Raw genomic sequence first — 22,022 nt, forward strand, 5'->3', positions numbered from 1 at the left:
GCCGCAATCTCCGAAAAAGCGCACAGCAAATACGAACGGAGACGCGAAAAGACGCGACCCGGTACGGATCAACTGGTGGTTCACGAGGATTGGCCGCTCCGGGACCGTCCACGAAGACACGTGTCCGGTGCTCCCTGCCGAGCGACTAGTGAACACTACGCCGACCGGCGGTGAAGTGCAAACTCGCCCGGACGGACCACCCAGTCGCAGGCCGTCCGGGTGGTCTCCACCAGGGTGGCGTTGGGCTGGTCGTTGGTGTCGACGCGGTGGCGGGCGGCCGCGTGGTCCTGGCCGCCGGCGGTGTGGCGGGCGAGCAGGCGGGTGTCGCGGACGGCGGCGTCGGTGTCGACGTACCAGAGTTCGCGCAGGAGGGCGCGGGCGTCCGCCCACGGGGTGGCGGGGACGGCGAGGTAGTTGCCTTCGGTGATGACGAGGCGGGTGTGGGGGTGGATCAGGTGGCGCGCGGCGACCGGTTCGTCGAGGGTGCGGTCGAAGTCGGGGGCGTAGATCTCGTGGAAGCGGTCGGCGGCGGCGCGCTGGAGGAGGGCGAGGTATCCCCAGGCGTCGAAGGTCTCGGGGGCGCCCTTGCGCGGGCGGAGGCCGAGGCGGTCGAGCTGGGTGTTGGAGAGGTGGAAGCCGTCGAGCGGGAGGTAGGCGGCGGTGTCGGGGCCTTCCTGGCGGTTGATCTCGGTGATCAGGTGGTGGGCCAGGGCGGACTTTCCGGCGGCGGGCGGTCCGGCCAGGCCGAGCAGGGCTCGGCCGGTGCCGCTGCCGCGGCCGTGGAGCAGGCCTAGGGCACGTTCCACTGCTTGGGCCGCGGTGGTGGGGGCGACAGCGGCCGGCGGGGTGGTGGGGGTGCCTTCGACGTGCATGGCTCGAACCCTACGCGTCGGTAGGACCGCGGAGAACGGGTCCGTCGAGGGTGACCGTGCCGGCGTCCGCGTCGAGGGTGGCGGGGACGCCGAGGGGGACGGTGAGCGAGGACGGGCTGTGGCCGAAGCCGAGTTCCCACAGGACGGGGACGCCGAGACCGCCGAGGCGGTCGAGCATCACCTCGCGGACGGCGTCGAGCGGGCCACAGGCTTCCCAGGAGCCGAGCACCACGCCTGCCACGCCGTCGAGGGCGCCGTTGCGCAGGAGTTGGGTGAGGATGCGGTCGAGTTGGTAGGGCTGCTCGTTGATGTCCTCCAGGATGAGCAGCCCACCGGCGAAGGCCGGGCGGGCGCCGGGAGTGCCGCGGTCGGCGGCGAGGACGGAGGCGCAGCCGCCCATCAGGGTGCCGTGGGCTCGGCCGGGGACCAGGGGGGTGGCGTCCGGTCCGGTGAGGACGGTGGTGGTGGCGGGTTCGAAGAGGGTGCGGCGCAGGTGGTCGGCGGTGCGGGCGTCGGTGCTGAAGACGACGGTGCCGGGCATCGGGCCGTAGAGGGTGGGGGTGCCGAGGTTCCGGGCGACGGCCTCGTGCAGGGCGGTGATGTCGCTGAAGCCGACCAGCAGCTTGGGGGGTGCGGCCCGGAGGGCGTCCCAGTCGATCAGGTCGACCATGCGTTGGACGCCGAAGCCACCGCGTACGCAGAGGATGGCGGCGATGTCGGGGTCGAGCCAGGCGGCCTGCAGGTCGGCGGCCCGGTGCGCGTCGGTGCCGGCCAGGTGGGACAGGCGGGGGTGGGTGTCGTGGACGTGCGGCAGCGTGACCACGTCCAGGTCCCAGCTGCGGAGGATCTCCGTGCCGAGGGCGAGTCGTTCCGGCTCGACCGCGCCGCTGGGGGCGGCCAGGGCGATCCGGTCGCCGGGGCGGAGCGGGCGCAGCGGCATCGGGTACTCCTTCGAGGGGCCGACCGGGAGGGTCCGGGCGGGGATCTTCGCCTGGTGACGGTATCCCCGCCCGGGCGTGCGCTATCCCGACGGGCTTCGCTACTTCGGGCCGCGGGTGGTGACGGCGGGTCAGTCTGGGAGTACCTGGCCCATGGCGGTGCGGACCTCGGTGAGGGTGGTGTCGGCGATGGCGTTGGCGCGTTCGTTGCCGGTGCGCAGGACGTCGCGGAGCAGGGTGGGATCGGCGGCCAGTTCGGTTCGGCGGGCGCGGAGCGGGCGGAGGTGCTCGTTGACGGCTTCGGTGGCGAGGTGCTTGAGGCGGGCGGCGCCGCCGGAGCCGATCTCGGCGGCGACGGCGTGCGGATCGCGGTCCTGGCAGAGGGCGGTGAGGAGTAGGAGGTTGGCGACCCCGGGGCGGTGCTCGGGGTCGTAGGTGATGTGCCGGTCCGCGTCGGTGACGGCGCCGCGCAGCAGTCGGGCGGTCTGGTCCTCGGTGGCGCCGAGTGCGATGGCGTTGGCGCGGCTCTTGCTCATCTTGGTGCCGTCGGTGCCGAGCAGCAGCGGTGCCCGGGAGAGCAGTGCCTGGGGTTCGGGGAAGAGCGTGCCGTAGCGGTCGTTGAAGCGGCGGGCGACGGTGCGGGTGAGTTCGAGGTGGGGCAGCTGGTCCTGGCCGACCGGGACCAGGTCGGCCTTGCAGAACAGGATGTCGGCGGCCTGGTGCACGGGGTAGGTGAACATCAGTCCGCTGACGGCGCCTTGCCGGGAGTGGGCGATCTCGTCCTTGACGGTGGGGTTGCGGGAGAGCTCGGCGGTGCTGACCAGGCTGAGGAAGGGCAGCAGCAATTGGTTGAGGGCCGGGACGGCGCTGTGCGTGAACACGGTGGCGCGCTGCGGGTCGACTCCGGCGGCGAGGTAGTCGAGGACCAGGTTCTCGGCGTGCTCGGCCGGCCGATCGGCGCGGTCGCGGTCGGTGATCACCTGGTAGTCAGCGATCGCGATCATCAACTCGACACCCTGATCCTGGAGTTGGACCCGGTTGCGGAGTGTCCCGAAGTAGTGGCCGAGGTGCAGCGGTCCGGTCGGGCGGTCACCGGTGAGGATGCGGTGGTGGCCTTCGGCACCGGACGCGATCAGCGGGTTGGCTGTGCCCGGTGCCGTACCCGGGGCGGTACTCGGGGTGGTGGCCGCAGTGGCGGTCATGGCGTGGTTCTCCTCGGTGCGCGGTCGGCGGCCGCCCGCAGGGGGCCCGTGACCGTTCGAGGTGAACGCGAGGGCCGCCCGTACGGACGGCCCTGAAGTCATGCGTGGGGTGTGGCCGCCCTAGGACGGCCACCAGCACAGACATGACGTGAGAGGCATGGCTTCACCCTAACTCGCGGGAGCGGAGGGCGGCATGGCGTTTTCCGGCCGGACGAGGAACCGGAAGGGTGTGTACACACGTCCCTTGGCCGGGGGCGTACCGGTGGGGCAGGATCGGGCAAGCCTGAGACCCGGAAGGTTGGAGCCATGACCTCGCACGACCAGAACGCCGCGGACCGGCCTGACGCGGGCGCCGACGACCGTACGGCGGACGCCCGTTCGACGAGCGGGTGGCCGACGGCGGGGTCGGCGGGCGACTGGTCGGGTGGCGGCGTCGCGGGACGGGTGCGGCCGCCGCGTCGGCCGGCGCCCTCGCGACGGTTGAGCCAGGTCCGGTCGATACCCCTGGTACCGGCGCAGCGGGTGGAGCCCGTCGAGGAGCAGCGGCCGGACGACGACGTGGCTGAGACGGCCGGGGACTCGGGTACGCCGCTCGGTGTGTTGATCGGCGGCTCGCCCGGGTTGGTGGAGAGCAGCGGATCGGGCGTCCGGGCATCGGCCCGCCGGGTGGCGGCGGAGTTGCTGCGGTTCAGTGCGGGGACCTGTCAGGTGGTGCTGCCGGAGTGGCGGCCGGCCATCGCGGTCTCGGTGCCGACCGAGCAGTTGCAGCAGTCGACGGGTTTGGGCCCGGACGAGCTGCGGGCTGCCCGGCTGTCGGTGCTGATCAACCCGGAGGCGGTGCACGACCGGGAGCTCGGGCTGCGCGACTGGCAGGCCGAGTTGCCGTCGGTCCGCGGCCGTCGGCGGGGTTGGCGCCAGGTTCGCTGAGACTCCGGCTGACTTCCCGTCAGCGCTGGACGGTGCCGTCGGGGGTGTTCGGCAGGTAGCCGAGGTCGACGGGCGCGGGCGAACCGGGTGCCGCGGTACGGACGTCGGCGAGCAGGGCGGGCAGGGTGGGCGGCCAGAACGGTCCGGCGCCCGGGGCGTCGAGTTCGGCGGGCGTCCACCAGCGCCAGTCCAGGATGCCGTCGGCGCGGTGCATGGCGGAGACGTCGCCGGGCTCGCGACGCGGGCCGTTCGTCAGGTAGATGTGCTCGTGCTGGCGCACCGGGGTGCCGTGCCAGGTGAAGTCGTGCTCCCAGGTGCAGAGCAGCGCTCCCGGTTCGACGTCCGTCCAGCCGGTCTCCTCGCGCAGCTCGCGCAGGGCGCCCTCGATCGGGGACTCCCCCGGCTCCAGGCCGCCGCCCGGCATGGTCCAGTGGACTCCGACCTCGGAGTTGTCCGAGCGGAGCAGGAACACCTCACCCGCCGGTGACAGCACCACCGTCCGCGCCGCTCGGCGTGGCATTCGCTGGCCAGTGGGTTTCGGTCGTCCGAAGATCCGTCGCACGCGCTCACCCTGGCAGAGGTCCCGGTGGGGTGTCGACTGCCTTTCGGGGCCGTTCTGCCGTGGTGGCCCCGGGAGTTCGGCGTTCTCCGCGCGGGCTGGATGGGTCGGGCAGCTAACTGACGAGGCGTCATCGGACGGCGGGTCGGGCGGCCAGGGTGGGCGGGACGGCGGTGACCGCAGAAGTGTGCCGAGGATCGCCCCCATTCCGGTGTACCCGGCGGCCCGGCCGAGGCAGCTCCGCGATCGAACGGCCGCCGGAGCGGCCGTCCGATCACGGCGGTGACGGAACGTCAGCTCGGCACGGGTGCCGGGTGGCCCTCCGCGATGAAGGCGCTCCACAGCTTGGCGTAGGTGCCGTCACGGTCGAGCAGTTCGGCGTGGGTGCCGTCCTCCACGATGCGGCCGTGGTCGAGGACGACGATCCGGTCGGCGCGCTCGGCGGTGGTCAGCCGGTGGGCGATCACCAGTGTGGTGCGCCCGCCGCTGAGCCGGTCGGCGGCGTGGTTGACGGCCGCTTCGGTGGCCAGGTCGAGTGCGGCGGTGGCCTCGTCGAGCAGCAGGATGTCGGGGTCGACCAGTTCGGCGCGGGCGAGGGCGATGAGCTGACGCTGCCCGGCGGAGAGGTTGCGGCCGCGGGCGGCGACCCGGTGCCGGTAGCCGTCGCTCAACCTGATGATCATCTCGTGGGCGCCGACCGCCTTGGCCGCGGCTTCCACCTCCGCGTCGTCGGCGTCGGGACGGCCATAGGCGATGGCGTCGCGGACCGTCCCGGCGAACAGGTACGCCTCCTGCGGGACCACGCCGAGCCGGTGCCGGTACCCCTCCAGGTCGTAACCGGTGAGGTCGGTGCCGTCCACCCGGACGGTGCCGCCGGTCGCGTCGTAGAACCGGGCGACCAGCTTGACCAGCGTGGACTTGCCCGCGCCGGTCTCTCCGACCAGGGCCACGGTCTGCCCGGCGGGGATGTGGAGGTCGATGCCGGAGAGCACCTCGGGGTTGCCCTCGCCGCCACCGTTGTAGGCGAAGCTGACGTCCTCGAAGGTGATCTCGCCGCGCAGCGCGCCGACCGGGACCGGGCGCTCGGCCTGCGGGGTGCTGGTGGGCGTGCGCAGCAGCTCGCGGATCCGGCCGAGGCCGACGGCGGCCTGCTGGTAGCCGTCGAAGATCTGCGAGAGCTGGTTGACAGGGGCGAAGAACAGGTCGATGTACAGCAGGTAGGCGACCAGTGCGCCGATGGTGAGCGTGCCGTCGTCGACCCGGGTGGCGCCGGCGATCAGCACCAGCGCGGAGGCGACGCTGGAGAGGAACTGCACGAACGGGAAGTACAGCGAGATGTACAGCTGGGCGCGGACCCGGGCGTCCCGGTAGGCGAGGCCGCGCTCGACGAAGCGGTCGGTGTTGGCGTCCTGGCGGCGGAACGCCTGGACGATCCGCATGCCCGCGACGTTCTCCTGCAGGTCGGCGTTGACGGTGCTGATCAGGTCACGGGAGATCTGGTACTGCTGGGCGGACTTCTTGCGGAACACCAGGGTGGCGATGACCAGTGGCGGGAGCACCGCGAGCACCACCAGCGCCAGGCCCGCGTCGATCACCACGAGGGCGGCGAAGATGCCGAAGAAGGTGAACAGGCTGACCACGGCGGTGACCACGCCGGTCTGCAGGAACGAGGAGATGGAGTCCACGTCGGTGGTCATCCGGGTCATGATCCGGCCGGTCAGCTCGCGCTCGTAGTAGTCGAGGCCGAGCCGGTTCAGGTGGGCGAAGATCTTCAGCCGCAGGGTGTAGAGCACCCGCTCGCCGGTGCGGCCGGAGACCCGGCTCTCGGTGGCCTGCACCAGCCAGTCGAGCAGCACCACGGTGAGTGCCAGCAGCGCGGCGACCGCGACGCCGCCGATCGCGGCCTTGCTGACGCCGTCGTCGATGCCGTGCCGGATCAGGATCGGCAGGGTCAGCCCGGCGACGGTGTCCAACGCGACCAGCAGCAGCGCGAGCAGCAGCGGGCGACGGAACGGGGCGAGCAGCCGGGCCAGGTTGAACCTGGGGTCGGCAGCCTCGGCCTGCTCGATCGGGATGTCCGGCGCGTCGCTGGCCGGCGGCAGGGCGGCGACCTTGGCGAGCAGTTCGGCATCGGCGCCGGGCTTCTCGGCGGCGGGGGTGTCGGCGGCGGCTTCTGCGGACGCGGTCTCCTCCGCGGCCGGGGCGGCGGGGGCGGCGAGCGCGTCCGGGTCGGTGATCAGCGCCCGGTACTGCGGACATCGGGCGGTGAGCTCCTCGTGCGTGCCGAGGTCGATCAGTCGGCCGGCCTCCAGTACCGCGATGCGGTCGGCGAGTTGCAGGGTGGAACGGCGGTGGGCGATCAGCAGGGTGGTGCGACCGGCCATCACGCTGTCCAGCGCGTCGTGGATCTCCGCCTCGATGTGCGGGTCCGCCGCGGAGGTGGCGTCGTCCAGCAGCAGGATCCGCGGGTCGGTGAGGATGGCCCGGGCCAGCGCGATGCGCTGGCGCTGACCGCCGGAGAGGGTGAGACCCTGCTCGCCGACCTTGGTGTCGTAGCCGTCGGGGAGTTCGCGGATGAAGCCGTCGGCCTGGGCGATCCGGGCGGCGGCCTGGATCTGCTCCTCGGTGGCGTCGATGTGGCCGTACGCGATGTTGGTGCGGACGCTCTCGGAGAACAGGAAGCTCTCCTCCGGCACGATGCCGATGGCGCCGCGCACCGAGTCCAGCGTCAGCTCGCGCAGGTCCTGGCCGAACAGCCGGACCTCGCCCGAGGTGGGGTCGTAGAACCGGGGCACCAGCTGCGCGACGGTCGACTTGCCCGAGCCGGACGCGCCGACCAGCGCCAGCGTCTCGCCGGGCGCGAGGCGCAGGCTGAGGCCGTCCAGCACCGGAACGCCGTCCGGTGCGGTGCCGGGCTCGGGGTGCTCCTCGGCGTGGTAGTGGAAGCCGACCCGGTCGAGCTCCAGCGCGGGGGTGCCGGACGGGGCGGCCTCCGGCTCGACCGGCCGGGCGTCGCGGGCCTCGGTGACCAGCGGACGCTGGTCGATCAGCTGGAGCACCCGCTCGACGCCGGCCCGGGCCTGCTGGCCGACGGTCACCACCATGGCGAGCATCCGCACCGGGCCGGTCATCTGCGACAGGTAGGTGGAGAAGGCGACGAAGGTGCCGAGCGTGACGTCGCCGCGGACCGCCAGCCAGCCGCCGAAGGCGAGTACCGCGACCTGCCCGAGCGCGGGTACCGCCTGCATGGCCGGGGTGTACCGGGAGTTCAGCCTGATCGATCGCAGCCGGGCCGCGAACAGCTCACGCGAGACCCGCTCCAGCTTGCCCCGCTCCTGGGCCTCCTGCCCGAACCCCTTGACCACCCGGACCCCGCCGACCGCGGCGTCCACCACTCCCGCGACCTCGGCGGCCTGCTGCTGCGCCGCCCAGGTGGCGGGGAAGAGTCGCTTGCGGCTGAGCGCGGCCAGCCACCACAGGGCGGGTGCCATCACCAGAGCGATCAGCGTCAGCGGCACCGAGAGCCAGAGCATGACCGCCAGCGACATGACGAACATCAGGCCGTAGCCCGTCATCATCGGCAGCATCGAGAGCAGGCCGTTGATCAACTGGAGGTCGGAGGTGGCCCGGCCGACCACCTGGCCGGTGTCGAGCCGGTCCTGCCGGTGGCCGTCGAGCCGGGTGAGCGAGCGGAACAGGTCGGCGCGCATGTCGTGCTGCACGTCGAGGGCCAGCTGCCCGCCGTAGTAGCGCCGGATCTGGGTGCACAGGAACACCGCCGCCGCGGCGACCAGCAGCAGCACCGCCCACGGGGCGAGCGGACGGCGGTGCGTGGTGATCACATCGTCGATGATCAGCTTGGTGATGAGCGGGACGACCGCGGTGATCGCCATGCCGACGAGGGACGCGCCGAACGACAGCAGCAGGTTGCGACGGTAGCGCCAACAGTAGCCACCGAGCCGGCGGAGCCAGCCTTGCTCTGGGAAACCATGAGTCTCGGGCATATTTAGTGATGCTAACCATTCGGGCGGTCGAGCGTCCATCGGGTTCGAGGGGCGCATGGGAGGCCAACGACCGGCGGTCGAGCTTCCTTCCCGACTCCAGGGTGCCCGCGGTCCGGGGTGCTGCGCCTCCGACGGTCGGCTAGATCCAAGTCAGCCGATCGTCCTAGGCGGGGGTGTAGAGAGGTACACCCTCCACCGCGGCGGCACCCCGAGCTTCGACGCCTCCGCGCAGGTCAGGCGACCGAGCGGGCGTCGGCGACCTCGGCGGCCGCCGCGACGAACGCGCCCTGGGCCAGCGCGCACAGCAGCGCGGCCATGCTGTCCCGGGACAGGCCGGTCCGATCGGCGGACGACTCGCTCGTCGCGGCGAGGGCGGCGGAGGCGGCGGACGGGGCGACGGCCGCGGGCTGCCGGGCGGCGCTGTGCGGGGTGGAGTTCAGCAGGCCGAAGACCGCGTGGACGGCGGCCCGGGCGACCGGCGCGGCCTCGGCGGCGGCCAGCGCCGGGAAGGCCTCGCGGACCACCTCGACCCAGAGCTCGACGTAGCCGCGCTGCAGTCGGCGCACCCGGCGCCGGTCCTCCTCCTTGAGGTGGAGCAGTTCACGGTCGTGCAGGATGATCAAGTCCCGGTCGTCCAGCGCGAAGTCGACGTGGCCGACGATCAGGGCGTCCAGCGCGGCCTGCGGGCCGGTGGCCTCACCGGCCCGGCGGCGCCCCTCCTCCAGCAGACGCTCACTGATGCCGACCAGCAGGTCGGCGAGCATCGCGTCCTTGCCCGCGAAGTGCCGGTACAGGCCCGGGCCGCTGATGCCGACCGCCTTGCCGATTTCGTCGACGCCGACGCCGAGGAAACCGCGGGCGGCGAACAGCCTGGCGGCTTCCTTCCGGATCTGGTCACGGCGTGGGAGCGCGGGGGCGGCGGGACGGTTGGGCATGCTGCCCATCGTAGACAGTCGGGTTATCGCTGGTTAACCTGGCCAGAGAGTTAACGCTCATTAACACGGGCCGGCCGGCTCGCCCTTCGGCCTGCCCTGATCCGACTCCGAGGGCAAGGGAGCTCTTGGGATGGTCCCCATTTCGGCTCAGACCGCACCCTGGTCGCCGACCCCGCAGCCCTACCCGGCGGCGGCGGTACCGGCGCCGGCCGTGAACCCGGCCGACGCCCCCGCACCCCGGCTGGAAAGCGCGGCCGACGTCTCCTCGCCGGGCTTCCGCGCCAACGTCGAGGCGCACCGCGCGCTGGTCGCCGAACTGCGCGGCAAGCTCGCCGCGGCGGCGCTCGGCGGCGGCGAGAAGGCGCGCGCCAAGCACACCGCACGCGGCAAGCTGCTGCCCCGCGACCGCGTGGACACCCTGCTCGACCCGGGCTCGCCCTTCCTGGAGCTGGCACCGCTGGCGGCCGACGGCCTGTACGGCGGCGCGGCCCCGGCGGCCGGGGTGATCGCCGGCATCGGCCGGGTGGCCGGCCGTGAGGTGCTGGTCGTCGCCAACGACGCCACCGTCAAGGGCGGCACCTACTACCCGATGACGGTGAAGAAGCACCTGCGGGCGCAGGAGGTGGCACTGGAGAACCGGCTGCCCTGCATCTACCTGGTGGACTCCGGCGGCGCGTTCCTGCCGATGCAGGACGAGGTCTTCCCGGACCGCGACCACTTCGGCCGGATCTTCTACAACCAGGCGCGACTGTCCGCCGCCGGGATCCCGCAGATCGCGGCGGTGCTGGGCTCCTGCACCGCGGGCGGCGCCTACGTCCCGGCGATGAGCGACCAGGCGGTGATCGTCCGCAACCAGGGCACCATCTTCCTGGGCGGACCCCCGCTGGTGAAGGCCGCCACCGGCGAGGTCGTGACCGCGGAGGAGCTGGGCGGCGGCGAGCTGCACTCCCGCACCTCCGGCGTCACCGACCACCTGGCCGAGGACGACGCGCACGCGCTCTCCATCGTCCGCACCATCGTGTCCGAGCTCGGCCAGCGCGCCGGCAAGCCCTGGCCGCTCACGCCGGTCGAGCCGCCCGCGGTCGACCCGGCCGGGCTGTACGGCGCGGTGCCGGTGGACCCGCGGACGCCTTACGACGTGCGCGAGGTGATCGCCCGACTGGTGGACGGCAGCCGGTTCGCCGAGTTCAAGGCCGAGTACGGCGCGACCCTGGTGACCGGCTTCGCCCGGATCCACGGGCACCCGGTCGGGATCGTCGCCAACAACGGCGTCCTGTTCGCCGAGTCGGCGCAGAAGGGCGCGCACTTCATCGAGTTGTGCGACCAGCGGGGCATCCCCCTCCTCTTCCTGCAGAACATCACGGGCTTCATGGTCGGGCGCCAGTACGAGGCCGGCGGCATCGCCAAGCACGGCGCCAAGATGGTCACCGCGGTGGCCTGCACCCGGGTGCCCAAGCTGACGGTGGTGATCGGCGGCTCGTACGGCGCGGGGAACTACTCGATGTGCGGCCGGGCGTACTCGCCTCGCTTCCTGTGGATGTGGCCGAACGCGAAGATCTCCGTGATGGGCGGCGAGCAGGCGGCCTCGGTGCTGGCCACCGTCCGCCGCGACCAGCTGGAGGCGCAGGGCGAGGACTGGCCCGCCGAGGCGGAGGACGAGTTCAAGCGCCCGGTCCGCGAGCAGTACGAGCGGCAGGGCAACGCCTACTACGCCACCGCCCGGCTGTGGGACGACGGGGTGATCGACCCGATGCAGACCCGTACGGTGCTCGGCCTGGCGCTCACCGCCTGCGCCAACGCCCCGCTCGCCGAGCCACGCCCGTTCGGCGTCTTCCGGATGTGACGGCCCGTCGGTCGGCGGCACCGCACCCGCCGCCGACCGACGGCCGCTCCCCGGAGCACGCACCGCCCCGGCGGACTGATCCGATGACGATTCGTCAGTTCGCTTACCGCTCCTCTCGTGACGGAGGCACCCCTCCCATGTTCGACACCGTGCTCGTCGCCAACCGCGGCGAGATCGCCCTGCGGGTGATCCGCACCCTGCGCAGGCTGGGCGTGAGGTCGGTCGCCGTGCACAGCGACGCGGACGCCGACGCCCCGCACGTCCGGGCCGCCGACCTGGCCGTCCGGCTCGGCCCGGCCGACCGGAGCGACAGCTCGGCGGCCGAGACCTACCTGCGCGCCGACCTGATCCTGGACGCCGCCCGCCGCACCGGCGCCCAGGCCGTCCACCCCGGCTACGGCTTCCTCGCCGAGAACCCGGGCTTCGCCAAGGCCTGCGCCGACGCCGGACTGGTCTTCATCGGCCCGCCGCCGGCTGCGGTGGAACTGATGGGCGACAAGATCAACGCCAAGGAGGCCGTCCGGGTCGCCGGGGTCCCGGTCGTCCCCGGCAGCGAGGATGGCGCGCCCAGCGACCAGCAGCTGATCGAGGCAGCGGCCCGGATCGGCTACCCGGTGCTGCTCAAGCCCTCGGCCGGCGGCGGCGGCAAGGGCATGCGGCTGGTCCGCGACCCGGCCGAGCTGCCCGCCGAGCTCGCCGCCGCCCGCCGGGTGGCCCGCACCGCGTTCGGCGACGACACCCTGTTGCTGGAGCGCTGGGTCGACCAGCCCCGCCACATCGAGGTGCAGGTCCTGGCCGACACCCACGGCCGGACCGTCCACCTCGGCGAGCGCGAGTGCAGTCTGCAGCGCCGCCATCAGAAACTCATCGAAGAGGCTCCCTCCGTCCTGTTGAACCCCGAGACCCGCGCCGCGATGGGCGCGGCCGCGGTGCGCGCCGCGGAGGCGTGCGGCTACACCGGTGCCGGCACGGTCGAGTTCATCGTTCCCGGCGGAGATCCGGCCGGGCCGGACTCCGAGGGCGTCCTCGACTTCTTCTTCATGGAGATGAACACCCGCCTCCAGGTGGAACACCCCGTCACCGAGTTGGCCGTCGCCGTCGCCGGGCCCGAGGGACCGGAGCGGCTCGACCTGGTCGAGTGGCAGCTGCGCGTCGCCGCGGGCGAGGCACTGCCGTTCGGTCAGTCCGACATCTCCTTCCTGGGCCACGCGATCGAGGCCCGCATCTGCGCCGAGGACCCGGAGCGGGACTTCCTGCCCACCGGCGGCCGGGTCCTGCTGCTGGACGAGCCCTCCGGGGAGGGCGTCCGGGTGGACTCCGGAATCGCACCCGGTGACCGGGTCGGCAGCCTGTACGACCCGATGCTCGCCAAGGTGATCGCGTACGGGCCCGACCGCCCGACCGCGATCCGCCGGCTGCGGGCCGCACTGTCCGAGACCCGCATCCTGGGCGTCACCACCAACACCGGCTACCTGCGCCGGCTGCTGGCGCAGCCCGAGGTGACGGCGGGCCGGCTCGACACCGGCCTGGTGGAGCGCAGTGCCAAGCAGGACCCCTCCTTGCTGAGCTCTCCCTACACCCGGCCCGAATCGATCGACCTGCTCTACTTCGCCGCCGCGATGGCGCGACAGCTCGACCTCGGCCCGGCCGACGCCTCCGACGGCTGGACCGATCCCTTCTCCCTCCCTTCCGGCTGGCGACTCGGTGGCGAGGCCGCCTGGACCACGCACCGGCTCCGGCTGACCGGCCGGGAACCAGTCACCGTGAGCTGCCGAATGACTACCAGCGGTGAAATCGAGAGCGCTATCGGTTTTTCGAGCGCGACCACCCCCGACCTGGAGCTGCGACTCGACGGCGGACCGGTCCGCCGCGGCCGCGCGGTGCGCGACCGGAACCTGCTGCGCCTTGTGGTTGACGGCCTGCAGACCACGTTCACGGTCACCGCCGAGGACACCCCCGAGGGCGTCGGCTACTGGCTCGGTGCCGACGGAGACGCCTGGCTCGTTCACCCGTTCGACGCAATCGCCGAACGCGCGGCCGGTGGCGCCGCCCACCACGGCACCCTCACCGCCCCGATGCCGGGCACCGTCACCGTGGTCAAGGCACAGGTCGGCGAGCGGGTCAGCCGCGGCCAGGCACTTCTGGTGCTGGAGGCGATGAAGATGGAGCACGTGATCTCCGCGCCGCACGACGGCACCGTCGGCGAGGTGCGGGTCACCGCCGGCGCGACGGTGGCGATGGACGAGCCGCTGGCGGTGGTCGTCGCCGACGAGGAGTCGGCCGAGACCGCGCCCGGGACGACGCCGGCCGATGTCACTGCGGAGGTGGCCCGATGAGCGCGACTTCAGACCCGACCGACCGTCAGGCCACCGCTTCGATCAAGGCCGAGGCGGACCGTCAGGCCACCACTTCGGTCGGGACCGAGACGGACCGTCAGACCGTAGCTTCGGTCGGGACCGAGACGGACGGTCAGACCGCGGCTCTCGCCGAGGCCGAGCCGACCGTGCTCGAGCTCGGCCTGCCCGACCCGGTCCGCGATCCCGAGCTGCCCGCGCGGGTGCGGATCCACGAGGTCGGTCCGCGGGACGGGCTGCAGAACGAGGGTTCGCTCGTCCCGGTCGAGGTCAAGGCCGAGTTCATCGCCCGGCTCGCCGCGGCCGGGCTGCGCACCGTGGAGGCCACCAGCTTCGTCCACCCGAAGTGGGTGCCCCAGCTGGCCGACGCCGAGGAGCTGATGCCCCGGCTGACCGGCCTGCCCGAGCGGTACCCCGGCCTGCGACTGCCGGTGCTGGTGCCCAACGAGCGCGGCCTGGACCGCGCGCTGGCCCACCACGCGGGCGAGGTGGCGGTGTTCGCCAGCGCCACCGAGACCTTCGCCCGACGCAACCTCAACCGCTCGGCGGACGAGGCGATGGCGATGTTCCGGCCCGTCGTGGAACGCGCAACGGACGCCGGGCTGCCGGTCCGCGGATACCTCTCGATGTGCTTCGGCGACCCCTGGGAGGGCCGGGTCCCGGTCGACCAGGTGGTCCGGCACGGCGTCACCCTGCTGGAGATGGGCTGCGCCGAGCTGAGTCTCGGCGACACCATCGGCGTGGCGACGCCCGGTCAGGTCAACGCACTGCTCGACGGCTTCACTCGCGCGGGTGTTCCGATCGAACGGCTGGCCGTCCACTTCCACGACACCTACGGGCAGGCCCTCGCCAACACGCTGGCCGCGCTGCGCGCCGGAGTGACCGTGGTGGACGCCTCGGCGGGCGGCCTCGGCGGCTGCCCGTACGCCAAGAGCGCCACCGGCAACCTGGCCACCGAGGACCTGGTGTGGATGCTCCACGGCCTCGGCATCGAGACCGGCGTGGACCTCGCGTCCCTGGCCGCCACGAGCGGCTGGATGGCCCGTCAACTCGGCCGCCCCAGCCCGTCCCGGACCGTCCGCGCCCTGCTCGGACCGACGTCCTGACCTCCGTCTCCCCACCCTCAACAGGCCCACGAAGCCTCGATCCCGGGAGGATCACCCCATGCTCGACCACCGGCTGAGCACCGAGTACGAAGAACTCCGCCGCACCGTTGCGGAGTTCGCCAACGATGTGGTCGCGCCGAAGATCGGCGAATACTACGAGCAGAACGAATTCCCGTACGACATCGTCCGGGAGATGGGGCGGATGGGCCTGTTCGGCCTGCCCTTCCCCGAGGAGTACGGCGGCATGGGCGGCGACTACTTCGCGCTCTGCCTGGCCCTGGAGGAGCTGGCCCGGGTCGACTCCTCGGTGGCGATCACTCTGGAGGCCGCGGTCTCGCTCGGCGCGATGCCGATCTACCGATTCGGCACCGAGGAGCAGAAGCGCGAGTGGCTGCCGAAGCTGACGTCCGGTGAGATGCTCGGCGCCTTCGGCCTGACCGAGCCCGAGGGCGGCACCGACGCGGGGGCGACCCGCACCACCGCCCGGTACGACGAGGCCACCGACGAGTGGGTGATCAACGGCAGCAAGTGCTTCATCACCAACTCCGGCACCGACATCACCGGATTGGTGACCGTCACCGCCCTGACGGAACCGCTCACACGTTCGGGTGACAACGGGTCAAATCCCTCGCCAAGCAGGGAAATCTCCTCCATCATCGTTCCCGCTGGGACCCCCGGGTTCCAGGTGTCCAAGAAGTACTCGAAGGTCGGGTGGAACGCCTCCGACACCCGCGAACTGTCCTTCACCGACTGCCGAGTTCCCGCGGCCAACCTGCTCGGACCCCGAGGCCGCGGCTACGCCCAGTTCCTGCGCATCCTCGACGAGGGCCGCATCGCCATCGCGGCGCTGTCCACCGGCCTGGCCCAGGGATGCGTCGACCAGTCGCTCGCCTACGCCGAGACCCGCCGCGCCTTCGGCCGGCCGATCGGCGCCAATCAGGCCATCCAGTTCAAGCTCGCCGACATGGAGATGCGCGCACACACCTCCCGCCTCGCCTGGCGGGACGCCGCCTCCCGGCTGCTGCACTCCGAGCCCTTCAAGAAGGAGGCAGCCATCGCCAAGCTGTTCGCCTCCGAGGCGGCGGTGGACAACGCCCGCGAGGCGACCCAGATCCACGGCGGATACGGCTTCATGAACGAGTACCCGGTCGCCAGGTTCTGGCGTGACTGCAAGATCCTGGAGATCGGTGAGGGCACGTCGGAGGTCCAGCGGATGCTCATCGCGCGAGAGCTCGGCATGACCTCCTGAACAGCCCTGGCCGTTGACGGCCATGCTCGTTCGAGAACTTGATTCCGTCCGAGGAGTCGGCCCGACGTCCGGGACGTCGGGTCCGGCTCAGCTCCGGCACGCCCTGCCGCCTCTCCCCTACCCCTCCTCACCCGCCCCGACTGCCTCGGCCCCGACCGGCCCGGGCATTACGGTGCGGTGCGGCTACGGGATGACGATCACCGGACGGTTCGCCCGGCGGGCCAGGCGGCCGGAGACGGAGCCGAAGAGCTTGCCCAGCAGGCCGTGCGTACTGCCGACCACGATCGCGTCGGCGGCGTACTCACGGCCGACCTCCTCGATCTCGTGGCAGATGTCGCCGCCGCGTTCCACCAGGATCCAGGGGACGCCGCTGAGGAAGTCGGCGCAGGCGAGTTCGAGGCCGAGGATCTCGGTGCGGTGGTCCGGCAGGTCGACGAAGACGGGAGGTTCGCAGCCGGCCCAGACGGTGGCGGGGAGCCGGTTGGCGACGTGGACGATCACCAGTCCGCACTGGGAGCGGCGGGCCATGCCGACCGCGTAGGCCAAGGCGCGTTCGCTGGACAGCGAGCCGTCGAAGCCGACCACCACGCCGTGCTGGAACTGCGGGTCGCAGGCGCGTGACTCCTCTTCGCGGAGCCGGGGTTCGCCTTCGCCGTCACGGCGGCCGACGATGGGGTGGGAGCTGTCGGTCATGGCGTCCTCCGCTCCGTGCGACGGTCGGTCGGCACCCGGGTACTCGGGTACGTGGTATCCGTACGAGGGGTAACGGGGCACTGAGGGCTCTGGCGCCGCGCCCCCGGAGTCGGCGTGCCCCACCGTGGCATGCCCAGCTTCAGCGCGCCCCGACGCGGCGTGCCGCGGTGCGCCGGTGCTGTCCCGGCGCGGTCGGATCCGTGGCCGATCGAGGCGCCCGCGAGCGGAGTTGTCGTCCTGGCGTGGCGGACCGGCGATCGGTGCTGTGCCGCGGCGCTCGGCAGCGGGCCCGCCGTCGGGCGAGCTGTTGGTGACAGTCCCGGGAGGCAGGTGACCCGGGGGCTCGTGACCAGCCATGACTCAAGACTCTTCAGCTGAGATGGGCCGACAGGTGGGGACACGGCGGCGGACCGCCCCGTCCCGGTGACAGGGGCGACCGTGGTAGCGAACCGTACCGGAACGAGTACCACCGATGGCGACCTGTGCCTTTCAGAGTACGACTGGAGTCGGACCCCGCCCACCAGCGAAACCCTTGTCGGACAAGGATCCCGCGTACGGGGGATGTGCGAGCAGTTCGCGTGCGCCCCCTGTGCGACGGGTTCCAAGGAGCTTGACCGAACGCCCGCCGTGAACGCAACAGTGCCGCCACACACCGTGACCCGACTGTCATCGGTCCTACCCGCAAGGTCGACCGTGCACCCGCACCAGCATTCACACCCGTCGCAGGTGCACCTCCTGTACCGAGACGTACCGAGACGCCCCGGTTGTGGCCGGACCATCCGGATTCGGCCAATTCGCGCGAATTCCCAACGCCTTTGGCAATTGCCACGTGCATACCGCTCGGCCGCTGGCAGCATGCTCGACATGCCGCTGCTCCTACTCGACCTCGACAACACCCTGCTGCCGCGGGACGCCGCGTTCAGAGCCTGGGCGGTGGACTTCCTCGCCGAGAACGGGCTGCCCGCCGGGGACGTCGACTGGCTGGTCACGCTCGACGGTGGGGGCTACGTTCCGCGCAGCACCGTACTGGGCGCGGCCAGGCGCCGCTACGGCTTCGACCGTTCGCTCGACGCACTGCTCGCGCACTACCGGCGCGGCATCAACTCCCATATCCACTGCCCGGATTCGCACGTGTCGGCGTTGCAGGCAGCGCGCGCGGCGGGGTGGACGCTGGGGATCGTCAGCAACGGCGGAACGGGGCCACAGCTGGAGAAGATCCGACGCACCGGCCTGGCCCCGCTGGTGGACGGGTGGGTGATCTCCGAGGAGGCGCACTGCCTCAAGCCGGACCCGCTGATCTTCGAGATCGCCGCCCGGCGCTGCGGCTTCCGCCCGTCCGGCGACTGGACCGCGCAGACCTGGATGGTCGGCGACCACGCCCCGGCCGACATCGCCGGCGCCGAGGCGGCCGGTCTGCGGAGCGTCTGGCTGCACCACGGCCGTCCGTGGGCCGAGCGCGCCTACCGTCCGACGGTCAGCGCCCCGGGCCTACCGGAGGCGGTCGGCCTGGTCCTCGACGCCGCCGAGGCGCCCGGCACCCGCTTCCGGGTCAGCACCGCGGCGCAGCCGGTCACCGTCGCCAACTCCCCCGCCGCGACCGGCAAGCCACGCAGCCGCTCCAGGCTCGCCGTCCCCGCCTCCCACCTCGCCCCGACAGCCGTCCCGACAGCCGTCCCGGCGGGTGTCCAGGCGGGTGTCCAGGCCGGCGTCCCCGCAGGGCGCCCGACAACCGGCACGGCCGCGACCGCCACACCGCTCCCCCGCCCCACCCCACTCGCCATCCCGCTGGCGGCCTCCCCGTCCCGTTCCACCCACGCAGCCGGCGCCTGAACCGAGCCCGAACCCGGCCCGGCCCGGCCCGGCCCGAACCCAAGCCGGAGCCCGAACCCGAGCCGGCACCCGACCCGAACCCGCGCGGGAACCCGAACGACCAAGCACCGCACCACCGCTGCCACCACCCTCCCGCCCGTCGCACACCACGCCTCGCCCGCCGCAGCAGACACCGTCCCGAGGGGCCGGATTCGGACGATTGTGCGGCGGGCATCCGCACGCCTGCGCCTGGTCGGCAGGCTGTGACGCCGCGATGTCACCGCGACGGTTGGGGTTGGTGTGACGGGAGTGAATCGACGGATGCGAAGTGACGGAGCGTGAGGTGAAGGCGGGTCAGCGATGGCCGGTTCAGGTCGGGGCGGGGGCTGGTGGGGCGCAGGGGTCGCGTCCGCGGTGTGCGCTGTGGCGCGTACCGGGCGGGCTCACGCCCCCGTTTTGAACCGCCGATTTTCAGCCAATCTGCGGGCCGAACAGCACAGTGCGGTAAAGCCGCAGCACACAGCGGCCGGTGGGCGGGCTGTCAAGGCCAACCGCAGCGCCGGCTCGTGCGACAACCGGCCACCCTTGTCCGCGCCCCCTTCACACGGAGGTCGGCGGGTGCCACGCTTCGTGATCGAATGCTTCGCGCCAAATTGCCATGTCGACATAGCGTCGGATGGTGAACTAGTCACAACGGCAACGGTCCACCAAGTAGATTCGATCTTGGCTCGCAGACTGGCAGCCGAGACCACCACACCATCGAGGGGGCTGGAGCGCCTTGAGCAGGGTGAGCAGGAGCGACGCGGGTCCTGAAGGCGGCCGCCAGCCGTCGGGCCTCCCCGGCGGAGGCGCGAGACTCGGCAAGTCCGGTGGCGCGTCGGCCGGTTCCTTCGCATCGGGTGCGGGTTCCAGTCAGCTCACGGGTGGGACAGGCGCCTTGACGCCCAGTCAGCACATCGCGGCCCACGCGCACGCCGCATCCACGGCGGCGACCGTCGCGGGCCACGGCAGCGTCGCCCACAGCGCCGCTGCCCATGGCACCGCTGCCCACAACGCGATCGCGCACAACGCCGCCGCTCACAACCTCCCGCACAACTCCCCCGCCCACGGCGGCCCGACCTCGTCCGGGGCGGCCGCGACCGGCGCCACCGCCACGCTCACCGCGGACGCCGGCGGCCCCGTCCCGGCGACCGCCGCCCTCGCGGCCCTCGCCGGTTCCGCGGCCACCGGTCCGGGTGCCCTGGCCGCGCCGCGCAAGCTGGCGGGTCGTCGGCGCCGGGAGACGGTGGCGGTCCTGCTGTTCAGCGGGGCGCCGATCTTCGAGAGCTCGATCCCGCTGTCGGTGTTCGGGGTGGACCGCCAGGACGCCGGCGTCCCCCGTTACCGGCTGCTGGTGTGCGCGGGCGAGGACGGTCCGCTGACGACCACCGGCGGGCTGACCCTGACCGCGCCGTACGGCCTGGAGGCGCTGTCCCGCGCGGGCACCATCGTGGTCCCGGCCTGGCGGTCGATCTCCCAGCCGCCGCCGGTCGAGGCGATCGCCGCGCTGCGCAAGGCGCACCACGAGGGCGCCCGGATCATCGGCCTGTGCACCGGCGCCTTCGTGCTGGCCGCGGCGGGGCTGTTGGACGGACGTCCGGCGACCACGCACTGGATGTACGCGCCGACCCTGGCCAAGCGCTACCCGCGGGTGCACGTCGACCCGCGCGAACTCTTCGTCGACGACGGCGACGTGCTGACCTCCGCGGGCACCGCGGCCGGCATCGACCTCTGCCTGCACGTGGTGCGCAGCGACCACGGCGCGGAGGCGGCCAACGCGCTGGCGCGTCGGCTCGTGGTGCCCAACCGCCGCGGCGGCGGCGGTCAGGCCCAGTACATCGACCAGTCTTTACCTGAGGAGATCGGCAACGACCCGTTGGCCGAGGTGGTCACCTGGGCGCTGGAGAACCTCAACCAGCAGTTCGACGTCGAGGTGCTGGCGGCCCGCGCCTACATGTCCCGACGTACCTTCGACCGGCGGTTCCGGACCCTCACCGGCAGTGCCCCGTTGCAGTGGCTGATCACCCAGCGGGTGCTGCAGGCGCAGCGGTTGCTGGAGACCTCGGACCTGTCGGTGGACGACGTGGCGCGACGGTGCGGCTTCCGTTCGCCGGTGGCGCTGCGGGGGCACTTCCGGCGGCAGTTGGGGGTCTCCCCGGCCGCGTACCGGACGACCTTCCGCGCCCGCCGTCCGTCCGGTGCGAACGCGACGGTGCCGAGCCAGGGTCCGGCCGGCGAGCGCGCGCTCCAGCCCGCGGCGGCGGCCCCGTCGCCGAGTTCGGCCGCGACGACGGCGGCTCCGGGCCCGGGCGGCAACCTGCGGCAGCGGCCGCGGCCGCTGGTGCCCCCGCAACCCGGTCCGCCGAACTCCTTCGGTCAGCGCGGCGGCGCGGACCGTTCGGCCGACCCGCGCGTCGCCGCCCGGACCGCCCCCTCCGGCCACCAGTACCCGGGCCAGGGGCAGGGCCAGGCCCAGACCGGCCACCCCGGTCACCCGCAGGCGGGCCAGCAGCACGCCTACCCGCAGCAGCAGCCGAGCCATGCACAGCCGAACCACCCGCAGCAGGGCCACCCACAGCCCAGCCACGCCCAGCCGAGCCACTCGCACGCGCACGCACCCGCCGCCCCCGGTCAGCCGGTGCGGCCGAGCGCGGCGTACCCGGGAGCGGCCTATCCGGGCGGGCGGGGCGCGGTGCCGGCGGACCGTCCGGTGGAGCACGCGATCGCCGAGGAGCCGGGCGGTGAGCAGCCGAGCGCCCGCGGGCGGCGGTCGGCGCACCGTGCGGAGGGCGAACCGGAGCGCGGGGCTCGCGAGCCGGCGGAGTTCGGAACGGACGGGGCGCGTACGGTGTCGAGGTCGCGTGATCGCGCCGTAGGGTGAGGGGCGTGAATGACCGTCTGGTATGGATCGACTGTGAAATGACCGGGCTCGACCTCGATCGGGACGCCCTGATCGAGGTCGCGGCGCTGGTGACCGACTCCGAGCTGAACGTGCTCGGCGAGGGCGTGGATGTGATCATCCGTCCGCCCGCCGAGGCGTTGGAGAACATGCCCGAGGTGGTGCGCACCATGCACACCGCCTCGGGCCTGCTGGACGAGTTGGCGGACGGCCTGACCATGGCCGAGGCGCAGGAGCGGGTACTCGCCTACATCCGCGAGCACGTCCCGGAGGCCGGCAAGACGCCGCTGTGCGGCAACTCCGTGGCCACCGACCGCGGTTTCCTCTCCCGGGACATGCCGGAGCTGGAGGGGCACCTGCACTACCGGATCGTGGACGTCTCCTCGATCAAGGAGCTGGCCCGCCGCTGGTACCCGCGCGCCTACTACAACAGCCCCCAGAAGGGCGGCAGCCACCGCGCGCTGGCGGACATCCGCGAGTCGATCGCCGAACTCCGGTACTACCGCGAGGCGGTGTTCGTCCCGCAGCCCGGCCCGGACACCGAGGCCGCCCGGACGATCGCCGCCAAGTACCAGGTGCCCACGGCCTGACCA

At 72.6% G+C, this 22,022-nt stretch carries 13 protein-coding genes and 2 pseudogenes; 8 read left to right on the forward strand and 7 right to left on the reverse strand.

Annotation, left to right across the window (positions count from 1 at the left end; translation table 11 throughout):
• Positions 1 to 155: 155 nt before the first annotated feature.
• The 3 genes from AB0K51_RS29435 to trpS all read right to left on the reverse strand — a co-directional run bounded on the left by AB0K51_RS29435 (position 156) and on the right by trpS (position 3,012).
• A complete protein-coding gene (locus AB0K51_RS29435; RefSeq protein WP_363460341.1) occupies positions 156 to 872 on the reverse strand; it encodes a nucleoside/nucleotide kinase family protein in 717 nt (238 codons plus the stop codon).
• Between the two features lie 10 nt (positions 873 to 882).
• A complete protein-coding gene (locus AB0K51_RS29440; protein WP_363460343.1) occupies positions 883 to 1,812 on the reverse strand; it encodes an LD-carboxypeptidase in 930 nt (309 codons plus the stop codon).
• A gap of 129 nt (positions 1,813 to 1,941) precedes the next feature.
• Positions 1,942 to 3,012 carry a tryptophan--tRNA ligase gene (trpS, locus tag AB0K51_RS29445; protein WP_363460345.1) on the reverse strand — a complete coding sequence of 357 codons (1,071 nt, stop codon included), beginning with the start codon at positions 3,010 to 3,012 and terminating at the stop codon, positions 1,942 to 1,944.
• A 306-nt stretch (positions 3,013 to 3,318) separates the two neighbouring features.
• Between trpS and AB0K51_RS29450 the strand changes: the two genes are divergently transcribed.
• A complete protein-coding gene (locus tag AB0K51_RS29450) occupies positions 3,319 to 3,939 on the forward strand; it encodes a hypothetical protein (protein WP_363460347.1) in 621 nt (206 codons plus the stop codon).
• A 19-nt stretch (positions 3,940 to 3,958) separates the two neighbouring features.
• Here the strand turns inward: AB0K51_RS29450 and AB0K51_RS29455 are convergent, their stop codons facing one another.
• From AB0K51_RS29455 to AB0K51_RS29465, 3 genes are all read right to left on the reverse strand, one after another.
• Complete coding sequence (locus AB0K51_RS29455) at positions 3,959 to 4,459, reverse strand: NUDIX domain-containing protein (RefSeq protein WP_363460349.1); 501 nt, start codon at positions 4,457 to 4,459, stop codon at positions 3,959 to 3,961.
• 332 nt (positions 4,460 to 4,791) lie between these two features.
• A complete protein-coding gene (locus tag AB0K51_RS29460) occupies positions 4,792 to 8,502 on the reverse strand; it encodes an ABC transporter ATP-binding protein (protein WP_363460351.1) in 3,711 nt (1,236 codons plus the stop codon).
• 233 nt (positions 8,503 to 8,735) lie between these two features.
• Entirely contained in the window at positions 8,736 to 9,437 is a 702-nt protein-coding gene (locus AB0K51_RS29465; RefSeq protein WP_363460353.1) for a helix-turn-helix domain-containing protein, read from the reverse strand.
• 130 nt (positions 9,438 to 9,567) lie between these two features.
• On the opposite strand from AB0K51_RS29465, the gene AB0K51_RS29470 reads away from it, so the two are divergent.
• The 4 genes from AB0K51_RS29470 to AB0K51_RS29485 all read left to right on the forward strand — a co-directional run bounded on the left by AB0K51_RS29470 (position 9,568) and on the right by AB0K51_RS29485 (position 15,989).
• A complete protein-coding gene (locus AB0K51_RS29470) occupies positions 9,568 to 11,280 on the forward strand; it encodes a carboxyl transferase domain-containing protein (protein ID WP_363460355.1) in 1,713 nt (570 codons plus the stop codon).
• A 137-nt stretch (positions 11,281 to 11,417) separates the two neighbouring features.
• Positions 11,418 to 13,616, forward strand: coding sequence for a biotin carboxylase N-terminal domain-containing protein (locus AB0K51_RS29475; protein WP_363460357.1), 2,199 nt, complete (start codon positions 11,418 to 11,420; stop codon positions 13,614 to 13,616).
• Positions 13,613 to 14,740, forward strand: a complete 1,128-nt coding sequence (locus AB0K51_RS29480) for a hydroxymethylglutaryl-CoA lyase (protein WP_363460359.1) — start codon at positions 13,613 to 13,615, stop codon at positions 14,738 to 14,740. The genes AB0K51_RS29475 and AB0K51_RS29480 overlap by 4 nt, the downstream gene beginning before the upstream one ends.
• A 58-nt stretch (positions 14,741 to 14,798) precedes the next feature.
• Positions 14,799 to 15,989: an acyl-CoA dehydrogenase family protein gene (locus tag AB0K51_RS29485; RefSeq protein ID WP_363460361.1), complete on the forward strand. Its 1,191-nt coding sequence runs from the start codon at positions 14,799 to 14,801 to the stop codon at positions 15,987 to 15,989.
• A gap of 183 nt (positions 15,990 to 16,172) precedes the next feature.
• Here the strand turns inward: AB0K51_RS29485 and AB0K51_RS29490 are convergent.
• Positions 16,173 to 16,604: pseudogene (locus tag AB0K51_RS29490) on the reverse strand (universal stress protein); the annotation flags it as partial.
• 942 nt (positions 16,605 to 17,546) lie between these two features.
• Between AB0K51_RS29490 and AB0K51_RS29495 the strand changes: the two are divergent.
• The 3 genes and pseudogenes from AB0K51_RS29495 to orn all read left to right on the forward strand — a co-directional run bounded on the left by AB0K51_RS29495 (position 17,547) and on the right by orn (position 22,019).
• Positions 17,547 to 18,512, forward strand: coding sequence for an HAD family hydrolase (locus AB0K51_RS29495; protein WP_363460363.1), 966 nt, complete (start codon positions 17,547 to 17,549; stop codon positions 18,510 to 18,512).
• A gap of 1,219 nt (positions 18,513 to 19,731) precedes the next feature.
• A pseudogene (locus AB0K51_RS29500) lies at positions 19,732 to 20,724 on the forward strand (helix-turn-helix domain-containing protein); the annotation flags it as partial.
• A 692-nt stretch (positions 20,725 to 21,416) separates the two neighbouring features.
• The gene (gene orn, locus AB0K51_RS29505) at positions 21,417 to 22,019 is read left to right on the forward strand and encodes an oligoribonuclease (protein WP_363460365.1); all 603 of its coding nucleotides are present in this window, start codon (positions 21,417 to 21,419) and stop codon (positions 22,017 to 22,019) included.
• The last annotated feature ends 3 nt before the right edge of the window (positions 22,020 to 22,022 follow it).

Origin of the sequence: Kitasatospora sp. NPDC049285 (genome assembly GCF_040678815.1) — a bacterium.
Lineage (GTDB): Bacteria > Actinomycetota > Actinomycetes > Streptomycetales > Streptomycetaceae > Kitasatospora.